The organism is Pseudomonas entomophila L48, from assembly GCF_000026105.1.
Classification (GTDB): domain Bacteria; phylum Pseudomonadota; class Gammaproteobacteria; order Pseudomonadales; family Pseudomonadaceae; genus Aquipseudomonas; species Aquipseudomonas entomophila.
On record NC_008027.1, the window covers coordinates 4,203,292 to 4,224,372 of the forward strand.

At 64.9% G+C, this 21,081-nt stretch carries 12 protein-coding genes; 8 read left to right on the forward strand and 4 right to left on the reverse strand.

What is annotated here, in order from left to right:
- Positions 1 to 91 precede the first annotated feature (91 nt).
- A complete protein-coding gene (locus PSEEN_RS18090; protein ID WP_011534999.1) occupies positions 92 to 859 on the forward strand; it encodes an AraC family transcriptional regulator in 768 nt (255 codons plus the stop codon).
- Between the two features lie 155 nt (positions 860 to 1,014).
- A complete protein-coding gene (locus PSEEN_RS18095; protein ID WP_011535000.1) occupies positions 1,015 to 1,905 on the forward strand; it encodes a DMT family transporter in 891 nt (296 codons plus the stop codon).
- Here PSEEN_RS18095 and PSEEN_RS18100 read toward each other — a convergent pair whose 3' ends face one another.
- Positions 1,906 to 2,187 (reverse strand): Rdx family protein, encoded by a 282-nt coding sequence (locus tag PSEEN_RS18100; RefSeq protein WP_011535001.1) that lies wholly within the window; start codon positions 2,185 to 2,187, stop codon positions 1,906 to 1,908.
- 66 nt (positions 2,188 to 2,253) lie between these two features.
- Here PSEEN_RS18100 and PSEEN_RS18105 point away from each other — a divergent pair, with 66 nt between their 5' ends.
- Positions 2,254 to 4,440 (forward strand): patatin-like phospholipase family protein, encoded by a 2,187-nt coding sequence (locus PSEEN_RS18105; protein ID WP_011535002.1) that lies wholly within the window; start codon positions 2,254 to 2,256, stop codon positions 4,438 to 4,440.
- A gap of 101 nt (positions 4,441 to 4,541) precedes the next feature.
- Here the strand turns inward: PSEEN_RS18105 and PSEEN_RS18110 are convergent, their stop codons facing one another.
- Both PSEEN_RS18110 and recQ read right to left on the reverse strand, forming a co-directional pair.
- Positions 4,542 to 4,979 carry a MarR family transcriptional regulator gene (locus tag PSEEN_RS18110; protein ID WP_011535003.1) on the reverse strand — a complete coding sequence of 146 codons (438 nt, stop codon included), beginning with the start codon at positions 4,977 to 4,979 and terminating at the stop codon, positions 4,542 to 4,544.
- Between the two features lie 138 nt (positions 4,980 to 5,117).
- Positions 5,118 to 7,265 carry a DNA helicase RecQ gene (gene recQ / locus PSEEN_RS18115; protein ID WP_011535004.1) on the reverse strand — a complete coding sequence of 716 codons (2,148 nt, stop codon included), beginning with the start codon at positions 7,263 to 7,265 and terminating at the stop codon, positions 5,118 to 5,120.
- Between the two features lie 244 nt (positions 7,266 to 7,509).
- Here recQ and PSEEN_RS18120 point away from each other — a divergent pair, with 244 nt between their 5' ends.
- Positions 7,510 to 8,097: a YecA/YgfB family protein gene (locus PSEEN_RS18120; RefSeq protein WP_011535005.1), complete on the forward strand. Its 588-nt coding sequence runs from the start codon at positions 7,510 to 7,512 to the stop codon at positions 8,095 to 8,097.
- Between the two features lie 8 nt (positions 8,098 to 8,105).
- Positions 8,106 to 8,471 carry a YbaN family protein gene (locus tag PSEEN_RS18125; RefSeq protein ID WP_044488323.1) on the forward strand — a complete coding sequence of 122 codons (366 nt, stop codon included), beginning with the start codon at positions 8,106 to 8,108 and terminating at the stop codon, positions 8,469 to 8,471.
- Between the two features lie 71 nt (positions 8,472 to 8,542).
- Here the strand turns inward: PSEEN_RS18125 and PSEEN_RS18130 are convergent, their stop codons facing one another.
- Complete coding sequence (locus PSEEN_RS18130) at positions 8,543 to 15,595, reverse strand: retention module-containing protein (protein ID WP_011535007.1); 7,053 nt, start codon at positions 15,593 to 15,595, stop codon at positions 8,543 to 8,545.
- A gap of 485 nt (positions 15,596 to 16,080) precedes the next feature.
- Here PSEEN_RS18130 and PSEEN_RS18135 point away from each other — a divergent pair, with 485 nt between their 5' ends.
- From PSEEN_RS18135 to PSEEN_RS18145, 3 genes are all read left to right on the forward strand, one after another.
- The gene (locus PSEEN_RS18135; protein ID WP_011535008.1) at positions 16,081 to 17,454 is read left to right on the forward strand and encodes a TolC family outer membrane protein; all 1,374 of its coding nucleotides are present in this window, start codon (positions 16,081 to 16,083) and stop codon (positions 17,452 to 17,454) included.
- A gap of 63 nt (positions 17,455 to 17,517) precedes the next feature.
- Positions 17,518 to 19,653, forward strand: coding sequence for a type I secretion system permease/ATPase (locus tag PSEEN_RS18140; protein ID WP_086009447.1), 2,136 nt, complete (start codon positions 17,518 to 17,520; stop codon positions 19,651 to 19,653).
- 47 nt (positions 19,654 to 19,700) lie between these two features.
- Complete coding sequence (locus PSEEN_RS18145) at positions 19,701 to 21,056, forward strand: HlyD family type I secretion periplasmic adaptor subunit (protein ID WP_011535010.1); 1,356 nt, start codon at positions 19,701 to 19,703, stop codon at positions 21,054 to 21,056.
- The last annotated feature ends 25 nt before the right edge of the window (positions 21,057 to 21,081 follow it).

Here is a 21,081-nt window from a genome sequence, read left to right on the forward strand (position 1 = left end):
CGCATGACAGGCCGGTGGCAGTCCCATGACCATCCTGCGTGGGGCCTGGCACTGGGTGTACACTGCCTACCTGCCCTCGAGGACATCCCCCATGAGCACCGGCTCGCTGCTTTCGCTGCGCCACTACCGCCACGACCTGATCGCCCACAGCCACGACCACCCGCAGCTGGTGTTCGGTCTGGGTGGGCGCCTGAACTTCGAAGTACAGGGCCGTGGCGCACAGGTGGAGCGCCAGGACCTGATGGTGGTACCGGCCGGCGCGCATCACACCTGCGGCAGCCCCAGCGGCAGCCACTGCCTGGTACTGGACGTGCCGGATGAGCACTGGCTCGGTGAACACCTGGGCAGCCACGCCGACAACAGTCGCCGCCTGCTCGACCGCCCCGGCGCCCTGACCCTCGACAGCCGCCAACAGCAGTTGGTGGACTGGCTGGCGAGCAGCCCAGTGGATGATCCACTGATCGCTCGCCAGGGTGCCGTCCTGCTGCTGGCCAGCTTGACAGCGCAGGCCTGTGCGCCGGTGATCGCCAGCAAGCGCCTGCCCTACCCTGCCTTCGACGCGCATATCGAACGCCATGCCGCCCACCCGCTGCAGGTTGCAGACCTGGCTCGACTGGCCGGTTTGTCCAGTGCGCGGCTGCACGCGCGGTTCGCCAGCGAGTGCGGCATGACACCGATGGACTACATTCGCCAGCGACGGCTGCTCATGGCCCGACGGTTGCTGTGCGAAACGCTGCTGCCAGTGGGCGAGATCGCAGCGCGGGTCGGGTATGGCTCGCAGAGTGCGTTCAGTGCGGCAATGCTGCGCGCCTTCGGCAGCTCGCCGCTGGCCCTGCGACGAGAGTCTGGCGACAACTGACGCGAGGTGCGCGACAGACAGCGTTAGCTGCACCTTTTAGACTGCAGCCAACCTATTCGCCGGCAAGCCGGCTCCTACAGACCAGCACCCTACCCGTAGGAGCCGGCTTGCCGGCGAAAGGGCCTTCGCAAGCCCCCAAAATCCAAAGGACCACCATGAACCACCGCACCGCCCTCGGCGCCCTGCACATCGGCGCGCTGTTCTTCGGCCTCACCGGCGTCTTCGGCAAGCTGGCTGCCAGCGCCAGCCCCGCGATCATCGTCTTCGGCCGCGCCGCCTTCGCCGTGCTCGCCCTGGGCCTGTTCGCCAGCCTCGCCCGCCAGGCCTGGCAGCCACTAAAGGGTCGCGACCTGCGCCGCCTAGTGCTCGGCGGCGTGCTGCTGGCGGGGCACTGGGTGAGTTTCTTCATCGCGGTCAAGGTCGGCGGCGTGGCCATCGCCACGCTCGGTTTTGCCAGCTTCCCGGCCTTCACCGTCATCCTCGAGGGCCTGTTGTTCCGCGAACGCATCCGGCGCAACGAAGCGTTGCTGGTACTGCTGGTGAGCATCGGCCTGGTGCTGGTCACGCCCGCGTTCGACCTGGCCAGCGAAGCCACCGGCGGGCTGCTCTGGGCATTGCTCTCGGGCCTGCTGTTCTCGCTGCTGTCACTCACCAACCGGGCCGGCTCCGGGCGCTTGCCCGCCGTGCAGGCGGCACTGTGGCAGAACCTGGTGGTGACCCTGTGCCTGCTGCCGGTGGCCGCCCCGGGCCTTGCGGCCGTGGCACCCATGGACTGGTTGTGGATCGCTCTGCTGGGCATTTTCTGCACGGGGGTGGCCCACAGCCTGTTCGTCGCCAGCCTGGCGGTGATCAAGGCGCGCACGGCGGCGGTGGTGTTCGGCATGGAGCCGGTCTACGGCATTGCCGTGGCCTGGGCGGTGTTCGCCGAGACGCCGACCCCGAGCATGCTCGCCGGTGGCGCGCTGATCATCTTCGCCATCGTGCTGTCCAGCCGCCTGAGCGCCGAACAGCCGGCGAAACAGCGACCACTGGCCGAAGGCGCCTGATCAGCGATCGTTGTGGCCCAGGTCGCGTTGCGGGTCGATCTGGTCGCGAACCCGCTGTTTGAGCACCTTGGCCTCGGGGAAGCCACCATCGGCCTTGCGCTCCCAGATCTGCACGCCGTCGCAGGTTATGCGGAAGATCCCGCCAGTGCCGGGCTCAAGCGCCACTCGGCCAAGATCGTCGCTGAAGGTGCTGAGCAGCTCCTGGGCCAGCCAGGCGGCACGCAGCAACCATTGGCACTGGGTGCAGTAAGTGATGACAATTTCCGGCTTGGCAGTAGCCATGTGACATATCTCCAGGGAGGGGGCCGCTTATACTAGCGGTCTTTACCTCCTGGTTTGAGACTCACGATGCGCCGCCTGCTGTTCTGCCTTTTGCTGACGCTCACCTCCCTCACCGTGCAGGCCGCCGAACCGGCCCGGCCGAAGATCGGCCTGGTGCTGTCTGGCGGCGCTGCCCGCGGCATTGCCCACATCGGCGTGCTCAAGGCCCTGGAAGAACAAGGCGTGCGCATCGATGCCATCGCCGGTACCAGCATGGGCGCGGTGGTCGGCGGGCTGTACGCCTCCGGCTACAGTGTCGATGAGCTGGAAAAGCTGGCGACCACCCTGGACTGGCAGCAGGCACTGTCGGACGCGCCGCCGCGCAAGGACGTGCCCTTTCGCCGCAAGCAGGACGACCGCGACTTCCTGGTCAAGCAGAAGCTGAGCTTTCGCGACGACGGCAGCCTGGGCCTGCCGCTGGGTGTGATCCAGGGCCAGAACCTGGCGCTGCTGCTGGAAAGCAAGCTGGCCCATACGGCTGACATCCGCGACTTCGACAAGCTGCCCATCCCCTTCCGCGCGGTGGCCACCGACATCGCCAGCGGCGAGAAGGTGGTGTTCCGCCGTGGCCACCTGCCAAAGGTGATTCGCGCCAGCATGTCGATCCCTGCGGTGTTCGCCCCGGTGGAGCTCGACGGTCGCCTGCTGGTGGACGGCGGCATGACCGATAACATCCCGTTGGACGTGGTGCGTGAGATGGGCGTGGACCTGGCCATCGTCGTCGATATCGGTACTCCACTGCGCAACCGCAAGCAGCTGGCCACGGTGGTCGATGTGCTCAACCAGTCGATCACCCTGATGACCCGGCGCAACTCCGAAGAGCAACTGGCCAGCCTGCGCCGCGAAGACATCCTGGTGCAACCGTCACTGGCGAGTTTCGGTGTCACCGATTTCGGCCGCGCCCATGACATGATCGATGCCGGCTACCGCGCCACCGTCGCACTGGCGCCACGCCTGGCCGGGCTGCGCCAACCCGAGGCCGACAGCAACCTGGCGATGGCACGCTCACCCCGCCAGCGCACCCCGATCATTACCGCGATCAAGGTGGAGAACGACTCCAAGGTCAGCGACGACGTGATCCGCTACTACATCCGCCAGCCGATCGGCGAGCCGCTGGAGCTCGACCGCCTGCAGACCGACATGGGCACCTTGTACGGGCTGGATTACTTCGACCAGGTGCAGTACCGCGTGGTGCACAAGGGCGACGACAACACCCTGGTGATCAACGCCCGTGGCCGACGCGGCGGTACCGACTACCTGCGCCTGGGCCTGAACCTGTCCGACGACCTGCGTGGCGACAGCGCCTTCAACCTCGGCGCCAGCTATCGGGTCAACGGTATCAACCGCCTTGGCGCAGAATGGTTGACCCGCGCCCAGATCGGCGACCAGCAGGAGTTGTACACCGAGTTCTATCAGCCGCTGGATGTCGGCTCGCGCTACTTCATCGCACCTTACCTCGATTTCGGCTCACAGAACGTCGAGGCCACCCTCGACAACGACCCGGTCGCCGAGTATCGGCTGGAGCGCTACGGGTTCGGCCTGAACGTCGGGCGGCAGATCGGCACCTATGGCGAAGTGCGCCTGGGCGTGGGCAAGGCCTGGGGCGAGGCCGACGTGCGCATCGGCGACCAGGACCTGCCCAAGGTCAGCTTCAACGAGGGCTTCTACGAGCTCAAGTACTCCTTCGACACCTTCGACAACGTCTACTTCCCCCACAGCGGTGAGGAGATCGGCCTGACGGTGCGCAAGTACGACAAGTCGCTGGACTCGGACCAGAGCTACCGGCAATGGCTGTTCAACCTGGACAAGGCGTTGAGCAGCGGCCCGAACACCCTGGTGCTGGGTGGCAAGTACGGGCGCACGCTGGATGACGCCGAGGTGGTCACCTCGAGCTTCGTGTTCGGTGGGGCGCGGCAATTGTCGGGCTTCCGCCAGGATTCGGTTTCCGGGCAGAACATGAGCCTGATGCGCATGGTCTATTACCGCCGCATGACGCCGCGCGCCTACCTGCCGCTGGACTTCCCGCTGTATATCGGCGGGTCGCTGGAGCGTGGGCGTGCGTGGAACAACGATAACGAGTTCGACAGCGGCTACATCAATGCCGCGAGTGTATTCCTGGGGCTGGAAACACCGTTGGGGCCGTTGAACCTGAGCTATGGGGCCAACGATGCCCATGAGCGGGCGGTGTACCTGAACCTGGGGCATACCTTCTGAAAGGTTGGGGGCTGCTGTGCAGCCCATCGCCGGCGAGCCGGCTCCTACAGGTTATGCATTATCTGTAGGAGCCGGCTTGCCGGCGAAAGGCGGCCCCGCCTTCAAGACTTCTCGAGATTACCGAGGATCTTCGCATGCACCCGCATGCACACTTCCAGGTCAGCCTCGTCGACCCCGGTGAACAGCTCGGCACGCAGGGCATTGGCGATGGTCTCGATCTGGTCGATCAGCGGCTTGGCCGGTGGGCACAGTACGATCTTCTTGGCACGGCGGTCTTCCATCACCGCCTGGCGGCGCACCAGGCCCTGGCTTTCCAGGCTGTCGAGCAGGCGCGCCAGGGTCGGGCCTTCAACGCCGACACTCTGGGCCAGCTCACGCTGGGTGGGGGCCTCGTCGAAACGCGCCAGGTGCAACAACACCAGCCAACGCGCCTGGGAGAGGTTGAGCCCGGCCAGGCGGCGGTCCAGTTCGGCGCGCCAACCCCGGGACATCTGGGCCAGCTGCATGCCGAAGCGGTGTTGGTTGTCGGTCAGGGGCATAAGCAACTCATTGAATAGAACTAATTATTAGTCAGCTAACCATGCCCCGGCCGATCAGGCAACATTCAGCCGAGTGGAAACGTCGGATAATCCGGCCAGGGCATGACAAAGATCAGCAAATGGCACAAATGCCGGCTATCAGAGCCCGAACTCCACCGCCAACGCCGCCCTGACGCAATACAGGACACCTTCCGGAACCCGCGGACCGAACAGCGGCGCCACGGCGGAGACTGGTGGCAGTTCGCCCTCGCCATCGAGGAAGGCGTCCTGCACTTCCATCATCAGGTCTTCCGGCAGATCCAGCGCCTGCTCCAGGCCCAGCTCCTGGCGGCCGATGGCTTCGGCGAGCAGGCTGTAGACGTTCTTCTCGCTGCAATTGAGCTGCCCGGCGATCTGCGCTGGGGTCATGCCGGCGCGGGCCAGGCTGACCAGCTCGTGGCGCAGGTCCAGCACCACTTTCGGTGCCTCCTCCGTGCCACCGGCACCGTTGAGCACTTCGAGGAATGCCTGGCCGTAGCGCTCCAGCTTTCGCGCGCCGACACCGCTGACCTGGGCCATGTCGCTGAGGCTGGTGGGCATGCTGCGCATCATCTCCAGCAGGGTCGAGTCGGGGAAGATGACGTAGGGCGGCACGCTGTGCTCCTCGGCCAGCTTGCGCCGCAGGGTGCGCAACGCCTCCCAAAGCTCGCGCTCCTCGGCGCGCACCAACTGGCTGGCCGGGCTGCCGCCACTGCTGCCGGCGGATTTGGCCACCGTCTGCGGCTTGAGGTCGCGGCGCAGTTGCAGCGTCACTTCACCGCGCAGCAGCGGCCGGCAGCTGTCGGACAGGCGCAGGCCGCCGTAGCCTTCCAGGTCGATGTCCACCAGGCCGCGCGCCACCAGCTGGCGGAACAGCGAACGCCACTCGGCCTCGGCCAGCGGTTTGCCGACACCGAATACCGACAGCTTCTCGTGACCGAAATTGCGCACCTTCTCGGTATCCTTGCCCAGCAGCACATCGACCAAGTGGCCCACGCCGTAGCGCTGGCCGGTGCGGAACACCGTCGACAACGCCTGGCGCGCCGGCTCGGTGGCATCCCAGGTCTGCACCTGGTCGACACAGTTGTCGCAATGGCCGCAGGGCTGCTCCAGCACTTCATCGAAGTAGGCCAGCAGCGACTGGCGACGGCAGCGGGTCTCTTCGCACAGGGCCAGCATGGCGTCGAGCTTGTGCTGCTCGATGCGCTTGTGGCGCTCGTCGCCTTCGGAGTTCTGCAGCATCTGCTTGAGCATCACCATGTCCTGCAGGCCGTAGGCCATCCAGGCATCCGACGGCAGGCCGTCACGACCGGCGCGGCCGGTTTCCTGGTAGTAGGCCTCGAGCGACTTGGGCAGGTCGAGGTGGGCGACGAAGCGCACGTTGGGCTTGTCGATGCCCATGCCGAAGGCGATGGTGGCGACCATGATCAGCCCTTCCTCGTTGAGGAAACGGTGCTGGTTGGCCGCGCGGGTCTCGGCGGCCAGGCCTGCATGGTACGGCAGCGCCGGGAAGCCCTGCTCGCAGAGGAACGCCGCGGTCTCGTCGACCTTCTTGCGCGACAGGCAGTAGACGATGCCGGCGTTGCCACGCCGTTCGCCGAGGAACGCCATCAACTGCTTGCGCGGCGACTCCTTGGGCACGATGCGGTAGAAGATGTTCGGCCGGTCGAAGCTCGACAGGAAGCGCTCGGCGCCCTGCAGGTGCAGGCGCTGGACGATTTCCTCGCGGGTACGCATGTCGGCGGTGGCGGTGAGGGCGATGCGCGGCACGTGGGGGAACAGCTCGGCGAGCTGGCCCAACTGCAGGTATTCCGGACGGAAGTCGTGGCCCCATTGCGAAACGCAGTGGGCTTCGTCGATGGCGAACAGGGAAACCTCGAGGCCACGCAGGAACTCCAGCATGCGCGGCTGTACCAGGCGCTCAGGCGCCAGGTAGAGCATCTTTACCTCGCCACGGCGCAGGCGCCCGGCCAAGTCGCGCTGCTGCTCCGGGCTGAGGGTGGAATTGAGTGCGGCGGCGGCCACGCCCAGCTCGTCGAGGGTGGCGACCTGGTCGTCCATCAGCGCGATCAACGGCGACACCACTACCGTCAGGCCCGGGCGCAGCAAGCCTGGCACCTGGAAGCACAGCGACTTGCCGCCGCCAGTGGGCATCAGCACCAGGGCGTCGCCGCCGTTGGCCACACATTCGATGATCGCAGCCTGGCGCCCGCGGAAACTGTCGTAACCGAAGACATCCTTGAGGACGCGCTGAGCCTGTTCGAGCATTTGCCACTCCAAAATCGCCGTACCAACCCCGACTCAGGCTGGACGATAAATCCGCCGCGCGCGCAACGAATGCGTAAGCGGTTTTTGCCAGGCGGCGCGAAATTACCACCCAACATGAAAAAGCGCGGAGTATACCCGACTGCCCCACTACCCGGCATGCCCCGGTGACAGACGTTCCCTTTGCCCCCCGAGCGCCGCAAGGTGCTAGAATTCACCATCGTTTATTCCCCAAGGTAGCCCTGTAATGTCCTTCGCCGAGCAACTGACCCGCCTGCAAGCCTTCCTCGACGCCGATGAGCTGCACGAAGAAGCGCTGGACTACGTCGCCGCACACGGCTACCTGACCGCGCTGTCGATCTGCTCCGAGGAAGTTCCAGAACGCGAATGGATCGACGCACTGTTCGCCGAAGAGCCTCACTACACCAGCGACGCCCAGCGCACCGAAATCGAAGCCACCCTGGTCGCGCTCAAGGGCCACATTGCCCGCCAACTGGCCAGTGACGAAGAATTCGACCTGCCTTGCGACCTGGACCTGACCGACGAGCCGGACGATTCCGACCTGCGCGGCTGGTGCATCGGCTTCATGGAGGGCGTGTTCCTGCGTGAAGAGGCGTGGTTCGAGAACGCCGAGGAAGAAGTCAGCGAGATGCTGCTGCCGATCATGGTCGGTTCCGGCCTGTTCGATGAACAGCCGGAGTTCGAGGACATCGCCAAGAACGCCAACCTGCAGGACGACATGATCGTGCAGATCCCCGAGGCGCTGAGTGCATTGTTCCTGCTGCTGCACGCTCCAGACGAGAAGCCTGCCCTGCTCAAGCCACGTCACCACTGATCGACGTGGTGCGCTACCTGCTGCTGGCCATCGGCTGGCTCAGTGTCGCGCTGGGGGTGGCGGGTATCTTCCTGCCGGTGTTGCCCACCACCCCGTTCCTCCTGCTGGCCGCGGCCTGCTTTGCCCGCAGCTCGCCACGCTTCCATGATTGGCTGGTCAACCACCCCAGGCTTGGCCCGTGGATTCGCGACTACCTCAGTGGCGAAGGGATCCCGCTCAAGGGCAAGGTGTACGCCATCGGCCTGATGTGGGCGAGCATCGGCCTGTCGTGCTACCTGGTGCCGCTGTTCTGGGCGCGGCTGTTCATGCTGACCAGCGCGGTGCTGGTCAGCGCTTACATCCTCAAGCAGAAAACCTTGCACCGGCCGGGTTGATCACCGTTCGATGTAGGAGCCAGTCTTGCTGGCGAACCGCGGTTCGCCAGCAAGACTGGCTCCTACAGGCCTCACACGGTATCCACCTTCAGCGAATGATCGTTGAGCATGCCGTTGATGATGGTCGCGGTGTCATGCCCTGGGGCCACCACCCCGCCAGCGCCGGCCGTCACCCCGTAATGCTGCGCCAGGTCGACACCGGCCAGGTCGATGGTCTGGGTCGGCGCCGCGCCGGCGACGCTGCTGACTTCGATGGTCGACACTACGTTGCTGCCGGTGCCACTGACCTTGAAGTGCAGGTAGTCGTCCAGTGAAGCGCTGGTGGCGCTCTCACCCTGCAGCAGCTGTGACAGATCAAGCCGGTCGCTACCCGGGGTGAAATCAGTCACGGTGTCATGGCCGCTGTCCCCCTTCTGCCAGACGAAGGTATCGTTGCCGCCGCCACCGGTCAGGGTGTCGTCGCCCGCACCACCGGTGAGCACATTGTCGCCACCGTTGCCGATGAGCGTGTCGTTGTACTCCGAGCCGATCAGGTTCTCGATGCTGGTCAGGGTGTCCACGCCAGCCCCCACCGTGTTCTGCGCACCGGCATGGCCCAGGTCCACCACCACGCCAGCCCCCGCCTTGGCGAAGCTGACCGTGTCACTGCCCGGGCCTCCGTCCAGCAGGTCGTTGCCTGGCCCGGCGATCAGCAGGTCGTTACCCTCGCCACCATAGAGGTGATCATTGCCGGTTCCCGCCACCAGCACATCGTTGCCGGCGCCACCGTTCAAGGTGTTGTCACCGCTCCCGGCCAGCAGCACATCATCACCTGCCGTACCGTCGAGCACATGACCGGGCTGGTAGGTGATATCGACGTTACCGGTGGCTGAGCCGCCGTGACCGTCGCTGACGGTGTAGGTGTCATGCACCACCTCGTTGACCGCGTTGCTGTAGTCCACCACCAGGCTGAGCTTGTAGTTCTCGGCGGCCTTGCTGTTGCCCGTGGCATTGTCGGTGTTGACCAGGTGGATGCTGTACACCCCGTCATGACTGGCGGTGAAGCTGCCGCCATCGGCGATGCCCTGGTAGCTGCCGCCGGCCTCCTTCCACTCCATCATCAGGTTGCCGGCGGGGCGGTCATGGTCGAGGGTGAGGGTTTCGCCCTTGCGCAAGGTGACGGTCAGCGTGTCCTCATCGTTGGCGTTGCTGTTGCTGATCATGCCAAGGTAGCCCGCCACCACCAGCGCCGCGGTCATGGTCCCGGACAGGCTGGTGAACTCGCTGCGCGCCAGATCGCGGAACTGGTTCTCGGTTTTGTTCGGCGTGCCGTCGAACTGAAGGGTCTGGGCCTGGGTGCCGGCGGTGAAACCTGCGCCCTTGTCGGCGAAACCGGTGTTGAAGGTGGTTGGCGCGGCGCTCAGCCGATCATGGTCGGCATCACTGTCGTTGGCCAGCAGTGCCTCGGCCGGGACGCTGAGCGTGGCGCCACTGATGTTGGTGATGATGTGGTCGGAACCGGCCACGGGGGCGGCGTTGCCGTTGATGTTCACGGTCAGCGTGGCGCTGCTGGTGTCGCCGTCGTTATCACTGGCGGTGAAGGAGAATTTCTCCACCTGGCCGGCGCCGCCATCCTTCGGCGGTGTGTAGGTGAATTCGCCGGTATCCATGTTCACCAGCAAGGTACCGCCCAGGCTGGTCTTGATGCCGAGGCTGTTGCTGGCTGTGTCGAACACAGCCTTGTCCACACCGCCGCTGGCGGCATAGCCCCCCTGCCCGGCATTGGCCTTTGGATCGTAGGTGTAGCTGGTGCCATCCACCACCAGTACCTTGATGAAACCGCCATCGGCACCGAAGTCGCCACCGCTCATGAGGCTGCCGGTGATGGGCGCCCCTTGCACGGTGCCGGAGAGCACCGCACCCAGCTGGTTGAGGTCGGTGACCACCACCGCGTTGGTGTCGGTGTGGCTGCTGCCGTCGTAGGCCAGCGGGTCGAGGTTGCCGGCATTCACGCCACTGCCCATGCCGACAGCGAAGGACTTGATGCCGTTGTCGTCGAGGAAGGTTTCCCAGGTGGTTTCGCGGACAGCGGTGATCGAGTGACCACCGCTGGGCTCGCCGTCCGAGAAGAAGTAGCTGACATTCTGCGCCCCCACCAGCTTGCCCGCGCTGACGAAGGCTTCCTGGGCCTTGGTTGCAGCCGAGTCGTAGTAGGTCGAGCCACCGGCCGTGAGCCCGGCGATCAGGCTCTTGGCTTCACTGATCGAAACCCACACCGGGGTCTGCATCGTCGCGCCGGTGGAGAAGGTGACGATCTGGACCTTGATGTCCCCCATGTCATCGTACTTGTCGAGCAAGGTGTTGATGGCCTGCTTGGCCAGCTCCAGGCGTGTCAGGCCCGGTACACCAGACCCCGAGTTCATGCTGCTGGAGACATCGACCACCAGCAGGATGTTGGAGTCCACCTCGCCCGGGGTGATGCTGCGCACCGCGCTTTCGGCCTTGGGTACGTCGTCGACGATGTTGATGGCGATCGTGCTGATCACACTGTTGCCCAGGGCATCGGTAGCCTTGTAGGTGAACTGTTCGACGACCGTGTTGGCACCGTCGTTCGTGCCACCTGGCGTTTTCGGCGCCGAGGTCAGGGTGTAGGTGTAGGAACCGTCAGCATTCAACTGGATCTGGCCGTATTGGCCCGTGGCGTTGCCCACCAGGCTGTAGGTCAGGGCGCCGAACCCTCCGCTGACCGAGCCCACCAGGCTGCCGGAAGCGGTTTCGCCGGTCGAGCCCGGCTCGCTACCCGTTACGCTTCCAGCCGCCAAGTCATTGCCATCCTTGTGCAGGTCCAGCGCTTTTTCGTAGACCGTGACGTCGTTGTCCTGGCTGGCGACCAGCTGGCTGTTCTGCACGCTGATACGGATGACAGCGGTGCTCTCGTCACCATCGGCATCACGGAGGGTGTAGACGAAACTGTCGGCGGCAAACGGTGGCAACACGCTGTCGGGGTTGGCGTGATAGGTGGCGTTGCCTTGGGCATCGAGGGTCAGGTAGCCGTACAGCCCCGTGATCTGTTCACCCAGATGGCCGCTGGCGGAAGTCGAGGTGTCGTGGCCGAACCGCACACCCACCACGTACTGGCCATCGCCGCGCACATCGGCGCCAATTACATCGTTGGCCAGTACATTGCCGCTGATGTTGCCGCCCTGCTGCACGCCAGCGAAATCGTTCTGCGCCCTGGGCACATCGTCGACGATGCTGATGACGATGGTGCTGGTGGAGGTATTGCCCAGCGAATCCTTCACCTGGTAGGTGAAGCTTTCAGCCACGGTGTTCGGGCCGTCGTTCACATGATTGGGCGAGTTCGGTGCCGAGGTCAGGGTGTAGGTGTAGGTGCCGTCCGCATTCAACTGGATCTGACCGTACTGGCCCACGGCATTGCCCACCAGGCTGTAGGTCAAACCACCCACGCCGCCGCTGACCGACCCCACCAGCGAACCGGAAGCGGTTTCCGCAGTGGAACCCGGCTCGCTGCCAGTAATATGGCCCGCCGCCAGGTCGTTGCCATCCTTGTTCAGGTCGAGGGCCTTCTCGAAGACCTTGACCTCATCATCGACCGTGGCCAGCAACTTGCTGTCCTGCACGTTGATGGTGATGGTGGTGGTGCTTTCGTCGCCATCGGCATCACGAATGGTGTAGACGAAGTGGTCGGTGGCCCACGGTGGCAGCACACTGTTGGGGTTGGCGTGGTAGGTGCCATTGCCCTGGGCGTCGAGGGTCAGGTAACCGTACAGGCCCTGGATCGGGTCGCCGACATGGCCGATGGCGGAAGTCGAGGTGTCGTGGCCGAAGCGCACACCGACCACGTACTGGCCGTCATTGCGGCCGTCGGCGCCGATCACATCGTTGGCCAGTACATTGCCGCTCACGTTGCCGCCCTGGCTGACGTCGGCGAAGTCGCAGTGGGCCTTGGGCACATCGTCGACGATGCTGATGACGATGGTGCTGGTGGTCGCGTTGCCGAGCGAGTCCTTCACCTGGTAGGTAAAGCTCTCGGTCACGATATTCGGGCCGTCGTTCACATGATTGGGTGAGGTCGGCGCCGATGTCAGGGTGTAGGTGTAGGTGCCGTCCGCGTTCAGTTGAAGCTGACCGTATTGCCCTACCGCGTTGCCGATCAGGCTGTAGGTCAGGGCACCCACACCACCGCTGACCGAACCTGCCAACGAGCCGGATGCGGTTTCCGCAGTTGAACCGGGACTGCTGCCGGTGACCGTGCCCCCGGCCAGGTCATTGCCATCCTTGTTCAGGTCGAGCGCTTTCTCGAAGACCTTCACCTCATCGTCGACCACCGCCAGCAGCTTGCTGTCCTGCAGGTTGATGGTGATGGTGGCGGTGCTCTCGTCACCGTCGGCGTCGCGAATGGTGTAGACGAAGGTGTCGCTGGCCCACTGCGGCAGATCCTGGTTGGCGTAGGCGTGGTAGGTGCCCATGCCCTGGGCATCAAGCACCAGGTAACCGTACAGGCCCTGGATCTGGTCGCCCACGTGCCCGCTGGCCGAAGTCGAGGTGTCGTGCCCTGCGCGCACACCGACCACATACTGGCCGTCGCCACGCCCATCGGCGCCGATCACATCGTTGGCCAGCACATTGCCGCTGACACTGCCGCCTTCGGTGACATCGGCGAAGTCGCAATGCGCCCTGGGCACATCGTCGACGATGCTCACGTCGAGGGTGCCGCTGGCGCTGCTGCCATCGGTGTCCACGGCACTGACGGCGAACTGTTCGACCAGGCTGTTGGCGCCCTGCCCCGTGGCATGGCCCTCGTTGTCCAGCAACTGGTAGGTGTAGCTCACCACACCGGTCGCCGGATCATAGCCGGTGATGGTCAGGGTGTTGCCCAAGGGTGTGGTGATCGACTGGGGGAAACCTGCGGGAGCGCCGCCACTCACCACTGTGATGCCCGCCACGGTCAGGCTCTGCAGGCCGTCGAGGGCGGTCACGCTGAACGTGCCGCCTTGGGTCAGCGCACCTGGGTTGGGAGCGCTGCCGTCGGCGAGGTTTTTCTCGTAAACCTTCAGCTCGCCGCCTTCCACACCAAGGCCACCCAAGGTCACCGGGTCATTCAGGTTGCCAACGTTGAGGGTCAGGGTCGCCGTGCTGGTGTCGCCGTCGGCGTCCTTCAGCGTGTAGCTGAATTGCTCCACGCCATTGCCACCACCTTGCAGGTTCTTGAAGTCGGCATCCTCAGGATTGAGGGTGTAGGTGTAGGAACCGTCTGCCGCCAGTACCAAGGTGCCATAGGTGCCGACAAAGGTGCCGGCCACGACCGGGCCGCTGGGGATGCGGTCGGCGCCCTGGGTATCGTTGCCCAGCACATTTCCACTCAGTTCCAGGTGTTGCTCGGTGGCGGTCACCGGGTTGCTGTCGTTCACCGCCTTGGGCGCATCGTCGACGATGTTCACGTCCAGGGTGCCGTTGGCGCTGCTGCCGTCGGCGTCGGTGGCCGTCACGGTGAAATGCTCGCTGAGCCCATTGGCATCCGAGGCTGCGTGCAAGGTGTAGCTGTAGCTGACCACGCCGGTTGCTGGGTTATAGCCGGTGATGGTCAGGGTGTTGCCCAGTGCCGTGGTGATCGACTGCGGGAAGCCTGCCGCCACACCACCGCTAACCACGCTGATGCCGCCCACGCTGAGGGTCTGCAGGCCATCCAGCGCGGTAAGCGTGAACGTGCCACTCTGGGTCAGCGCGCCAGGGTTCGGTGCGCTGCCGTCGGCCAGGTGCTTCTCGAACACCGTCAGCTCGCCACCTTCCACACCCAGGCCACCGAGGGTGACCGGGTCGTTAAGGTTGCTGACATTGAGGGTCAGTATCGCCGTGCTGGTATCGCCATCAGCATCCTTCAGCGTGTAGGTGAAGTGCTCTACGCCATTGCCACCACCGTGCAGGTTCTTGAAGTCGGCATCATCGGGGTTGAGGGTGTAGGTGTAGGAGCCATCCGCCGCCAGTACCAGAGTGCCGTAGGTCCCCACGAAGGTGCCCGCCACCACCGGCCCGCTGGGGATGCGGTCGGCGCCCTGGATATCATTGCCCAGCACGTTGCCGCTCAGCTCCGGATGCTGCTCGGTGGCGGTCACCGGGTTGCTGTCGTTCACCGCCTTGGGCACGTCGTCAAGGATGATCACATCCAGCGAACCACTGGCGACATCGCCGTCGCTATCGCTGGCCAGCACGGGGAAATGCTCACCGAGGGTGTTGTCGCCGCTGGGGTGCTGTTCGGCGCCCGTCAGGGTATAGCTGTAACTGACCACGCCGGTCGCCGGGTTGTAGCCGGTGATGGTGAGCAGGTTGCCAAGCCCCGTCACGATCGAATGCCCCACGCCGGTCACGCTGCCCGCCGTGACCACATTGATGCCGCCGACACTGAGGTTGAACACGCCATCCGGCGCCACGACGGTGAAACTGCCGGACTGGGTCAGTGCCGCCGGATTGCTCGCCGAGCCTTGCGGCAGGCTGGCTTCGGACAGGGACAGCTCGCCTGGCTGAGCATTCAAGCCATTGAGCGTGACGGGGTTGTCCACCACCTCGGGGACAGGTGTGAGTCGCGGAGGTACTGCCGGCGCCCCCTCGTCATTGTGCGGGTCCAGTTCGCCAAGGTAACGGTTGTCCAGCTCGGGGATGCCATTGAAACCCGCGGTGGGAAAACCGATGGTGGGATCGACGCGCGCGGCCACTTCGGTCAGCAGCACGAAACTGTGCCCGCCCCCCAGTTCGCCATTGAAGGCGCCATGGTGCCCACCCGCCGCGGGCGCTTCGCCTTCCTTGGTCGGGTCGGCCCCTGCGGCAATGGCCCGTTGCATCCGCTCGACATCACTGAGCAGGGCATCGCTGGGCGCCGCATTCGGTGCATGGGCAGGTTGCGAGTGGCTGGCCAACAGTTCCGGGCTCAACGCCAGGCTGCTGTCACGCCCGAGGGTCAACAAACCGCCGTTCTGCAAACGCACGGCCACCGCGCCGGCGCCCCCCGTTTCCAGCTGTTCGCCGGCGAACAGGCGATCACCCTCCACCACCAGCCGACGATGGCCATCACCCTCCACTGCGAATACCTGGCCGACGACCTTGCTGACCACACCGAGTAACTTAGCCATGAGCGCACGCCTCCCCTGCCGATGGGTTTCTCGCAGTCCAAGGCTGGCGGGTCATGCATGCAATGCCCGACGCACAGGGCAGCCGGATCGTTGCTGTCACGTGCGTGGGTGATCACGCTCCCTGTGACGACTTCCGCGATAGCGGTACTGGACAGTGGCCATCATTCGATGCCAAATTTTTGTCGCCAAATTCCGCTTTCGCCTTCCTCCCCTGCTTCCTTAGCTGCAAAAAATATGGATCTTTCTCCGAGGCCCGAAAAACGCCTGTCCCAGCCGGTTCCCGTAACCACTTGAATGAAACAATGTCGCGGATTCCTTAGACCGCATAAGTTTTTTTTCGCATATACCTTATGAAAATTTCTTCTTAGCTCGCCTTATAAATGTTCTTAGCTCTGTTGTTACAAACCTGAAACGGTTTGATTCTTATATTTCGTCATTTTATTGGCGATCGCAGGACATTTTTTAAGACCAGGGAGAAGTACCCCATGCGCGTTTTAACCCCCATCACCAGTGCGATTTTGTTGGCCATGGCGTGTGCCAACACTCAGGCGATGTCGATTACCGAGGCCGTCCAGAGCGCCGTGGACCAGCATCCTGAAATCAGTGCCAGCCGCAACAGCCGGCTGTCCGCCGACGAAGATGTGAAATTTGCCCGCGGGGGGTACTACCCGACCGTCGACCTGGTGGCCGGGTATGGCCGGCAGCGTTCGGACAACACCAATACCCGTGGTTTCAATGCCGACGGCACGCGCAACCACAACAAGGAAACACTGAACTACACCCAGTCCGAGCTGCGCTTGCGGCAGATGTTGTTCGACGGCTTCAACACCGCCAACGAAGTCGGCCGCACCGAGGCGGTCGCCACGTCGCGCGCCTACTACACCCAGGCCACCGCCGAGACCGTGGCGCTGCGCGCCATCGAGGTCTACCTCGAAGTGCTCAAACGCCGCGAACTGGTGACCCTGGCCAAGAACAACCTGCAGGCGCACCTGCGGGTCAACGACCAGATCGGCCTGCGCAGCGAGCGCGGCGTGGGCAGCACCGCCGACCTCGACCAGTCCCGCGCCCGTCGCGCCCTGGCCGAGAACAACCTGGACACTGCCGAGGTCGACCTGGCCGACGCCGAAGCCAACTTCTTCAGTGTGATCGGGCGCATGCCCGATGAACTGGAAGCCCCAGCCACCATCAAGGGTGAAGTGCCGACTGACTTGCAGGGCGCTCGCCAGGGCATGCTGGAGAACAACCCCTACCTCAAGTCGGCCCAGGCCGATGTGCAGTCGGCCGAGCAGCAATACGAAGTGGCCAAGTCGCCCTTCTACCCGCGCCTGGACGCCGTGCTGGCCACCGGCGCCAACAACAACATCGGTGGCCAGAAAGGCCACGACAACAACGACTGGCAGGCTGGCGTCGAGCTCAGCTACAACCTGTTCCGCGGCGGCAGCGACAAGGCCCGCCTGCAATCCGACGCGCACAAGATCAACCAGGCCATGGATATCCGCAACAACGCCCTGCGCGAGCTGAACGAGAACCTCAGCCTGGCCTGGAACGCCATGAACAATGCACGCAAGCAGCTACCGAGCGCGCGCGAGTACGCCGAGACCACCCAGCGCGTGCGCGCCGCCTACCAGGACCAGTTCGGCCTGGGCCAGCGCACCCTGCTCGACGTGCTCGACAGCGAGAACGAGCTGTACAACGCCAACCGACGCTACACCGAAGTGCGCTACACCGAAGAGTTCTCCATGTACCGCCTGCTGGCCAACATGGGTGAGCTGCTGAGCAAGCAGCGCATCTCGTTGCCGCCGGAAGCCATTGCCAAGACCGAAGTGCGCAACGAGGCGAGGTTGCCCGACATGCGTTGAGGTTCGCCGCAACAGGCTGCCCGCCAGCGTCCAACGCGACAGGAGTAGGCCATCGTGACCAGTATGCAAAGCGCGCAACCGCGCCTGGATGTGGATGATCCGTTGCTCGATGGCCTGCTGATCCTGTGCAAGCTGCACGGCTGCCCCGCCAGCCGCGCCAGCCTGTGCAGTGGCCTGCCGCTGGCCGACCAGCGCCTGGGCCTGGCCCTGCTGCCGCGCGCCGCGGCCAAGGCCGGGTTGCAGGCGCGGGTGCTGCACCGTGAGCTGGACGCCATCTCGGCGCTCAACCTGCCGGTCTTGCTGATGCTCAACGATGGCCGCAGTGCGGTGCTGCAACGCTGGGGCGACAATGGCCGTGCGCTGCTGCTGCCCTGCGAAGCTGACGGCGGCGAGCAGTGGGTCGAGCGCGAGGCGCTGGCCGAGGCCTACAGCGGCCAGGTCCTGTTCGCTCGTCCCCGTCATTCTCTGGAGGAGGTGCGCGCCCCGCTGCTACCGCGGGTCAACGCCTGGTTCCGCGACACCCTGCGCCACTCCCGCTGGCTGTATGGCGATGCCCTGCTGGCCAGCCTGCTGATCAACCTGCTAGGGCTGATGGTGCCCCTGTTCGTGATGCAGACCTACGACCGCGTGGTGCCCAACCAGGCACTGTCGACCCTGTGGGTGCTGGTTGCCGGGCTGTTTATCGGTACCGCCTTCGAACTGGTGCTGCGCATGGTCCGCGCCCACCTGCTCGACCAGGCCGGCAAGAAGACTGACCTGATCCTTTCCGCCACCCTGTTCGAACGCATCACTGGCATGAGCATGAAGGCCCGCCCCGCCACCATCGGCGGCTTCGCGCAAAGCATTCATGACTTCCAGGGCCTGCGTGAATTCCTCACCGCGGTCACCCTGACCAGCATCATCGACCTACCCTTCGTCGCCCTGATGCTGCTGGTGATCGGCCTGCTCGGTGGCTGGCTGGTGTTGATCCCGCTGGTCGCCTTCCCGGTGGCCATGGGCCTGGCGCTGTTCATCCAGGTACGCCTGCGCGACACCGTGCAGAAGAGCCTGAGCCTGGGCGCGGTGCGCCAGGCCCTGCTGATCGAGACCCTGGGTGGCCTGGAAACCCTCAAGGCCTGCGGCGCCGAAAGCGAGCGCCAGTACCAGTGGGAGCACACCAACGGCGCCATCGCCCGCCTCGATGCCCACGCCCGCAACCTGTCGGCCCTGGCCAGCAACGGCACACTGTTCATCCAGCAGTTCTGTGGCATGGCCACCATCGTCGCCGGGGTGTACAGCATCATTGCCGGCAACCTGAGTGTCGGCGCCCTGGTCGCCAGCTACATGCTCGGCAGCCGCGTGCTCGCGCCGCTGGGGCAGATCGCCGGGCTGATCACCCGTTACCAGCAGGCTCAGCTGACCATGCGCAGCACCGACGCGCTGATGAGCCTGCCCCAGGAACGCCAACCTGAACACCAGGCGCTGGATCACACCGCGCTGCAGGGCGGCGTGAGCATCAACCACGCCACCTTCCGCTACGCCGGGCAGACCGCCCCGGCGCTCAATGACGTCAACTGTGTGCTCAAGCCTGGCGAGCGCATCGGCATCATCGGCCGCAGCGGTTCGGGCAAGAGCACCCTGGCGCGGCTGCTGATGGGCTTCCACCACCCCGACGAAGGCCAGGTGCTGCTGGACAACCTCGATCTGCGCCAACTGGACATCGCCGACCTGCGCAACCAGCTGGGCTACGTGGCCCACGACCTGCCGCTGCTGGCCGGCAGCCTGCGCGACAACCTCACCCTGGGCGCGCGCCATGTCAGCGACGCGCGCATGCTCGAAGTCGCGGAGCTGACCGGCGTCAGCGAACTGGCCCGCCAGCACCCGCAAGGTTTCGACCGCCCGGTGGGCGAGCGTGGCCAGCTGCTTTCCGGCGGCCAGCGCCAGGCCGTGCTGCTGGCCCGGGCGCTGCTGCTGGAGCCGCCGATCCTGATCCTCGACGAACCCACCAGCCACATGGACAACAGCAGCGAGGAGCAACTGCGCCAGCGCCTGCTTGCCTGGGTGCCGGGCAAGACCTTGCTGCTGGTGACCCACCGCACCTCGATGCTCAGCCTGGTGGATCGGCTGCTGGTGCTGGACAACGGCAAGATCGTTGCCGACGGGCCGAAGGACGCAGTGATCGATGCGTTGCGCAAGGGCCGTATCGGTGCTGCGCTGTGACACGAAAACCCGCCCCCACAGAGGGCCAATTTTCCTGGAGGTGAGACATGCCCCTCAGCCACAGCATCCGCAGCTACCTCCACGGCACCGACAAGCGCGCCGAACGCGACTACATGCCGGAACTGGCCGGCGCCACCCTGCAGGACTCGCCGAGCCTGTCACGCCTGACCGTGTGGCTGACCGCGACCCTGCTGCTGGTGGCGCTGGCCTGGGCCAACTTCGCGGTGCTCGACGAAGTCACCGTCGGCGAGGGCAAAGCCATCCCCTCCAGCAAGGTGCAGGTGATACAGAACCTCGAGGGCGGCATCGTCACCGAGATCTTCGTGCGCGAAGGGCAGATGGTGGACAAGGGCGCGACGTTGCTGCGCCTGGACGACACGCGTTTCAAATCCAACAAAGGCGAAAGCGAAGCCGACCGCTACGCCCTCACCGCCCAGGTCGAACGCCTGTCGGCGGAGTCAGAAGGCCGCCCCTTCGCGCTGTCGGATGAGGTGCGTGCCAAGGCACCGCAAGTGGCCGAGGACGAAGCCGCCCTGTACGACTCGCGCCAGCGCCGCCTGGCCAGCGAGAAACAAACGCTCAATGAACAGCTGCGACAGAAGACCCAGGAACTCGCCGAGTTCCGCTCCAAGGTCGATCAATACCGGTCGGCCTTGGGCCTGCTGCAGCAGGAGCTGGACATGTCCTCGCCGCTGGTGGGCAAGGGTGCCATCTCACCGGTGGAAATCCTGCGCCTCAAGCAGCGCACCGTCGAGGCTCGCGGCCAGCTCAACGCCACCAGCCTGGCAATCCCCCGCGCCGAAGCCGCGGTGGCGGAGATCAGGAGCAAGATCCAGGAAGCCGACGCGGGCTTTCGCTCCGACGCCGCCAAGGAGCTCAACGACAAACGCACGGAGCTGTCGAAGATCACCGCCACCAGCATCGCCATCGACGACCGGGTCAACCGCACCACCGTGGTGTCACCGGTGCGCGGCATCGTCAAGTTGCTCAAGGTCAACACCATCGGTGGCGTAGTGCAGCCCGGCAGCGACCTGGTGGAGATCGTGCCGATCGAGGACAACCTGCTGATCGAAGCCAAGGTACGGCCACAGGACGTGGCGTTCCTGCATCCGGGGCAGACGGCGATGGTCAAGTTCAGCGCCTATGACTACACCATCTACGGCGGGCTCAAGGCCAAGCTGGAGCTGATCGGCGCCGACACGGTGACCGATGACAAGGGCAATGCGTTCTACCTGATCCAGGTGCGCACGGAGAAAAACCATCTGGGTGGGGATAACAAGCCGTTGCTGATCATCCCGGGGATGGTGGCCACGGTGGATATCATCACCGGGCAGAAGAGCGTGCTGGACTATCTGTTGAAGCCGGTGCTGAAGGCACGAACGGAGGCGTTGCGAGAGCGGTGAGGCCACCCCCCTGTAGGAGCGGCTT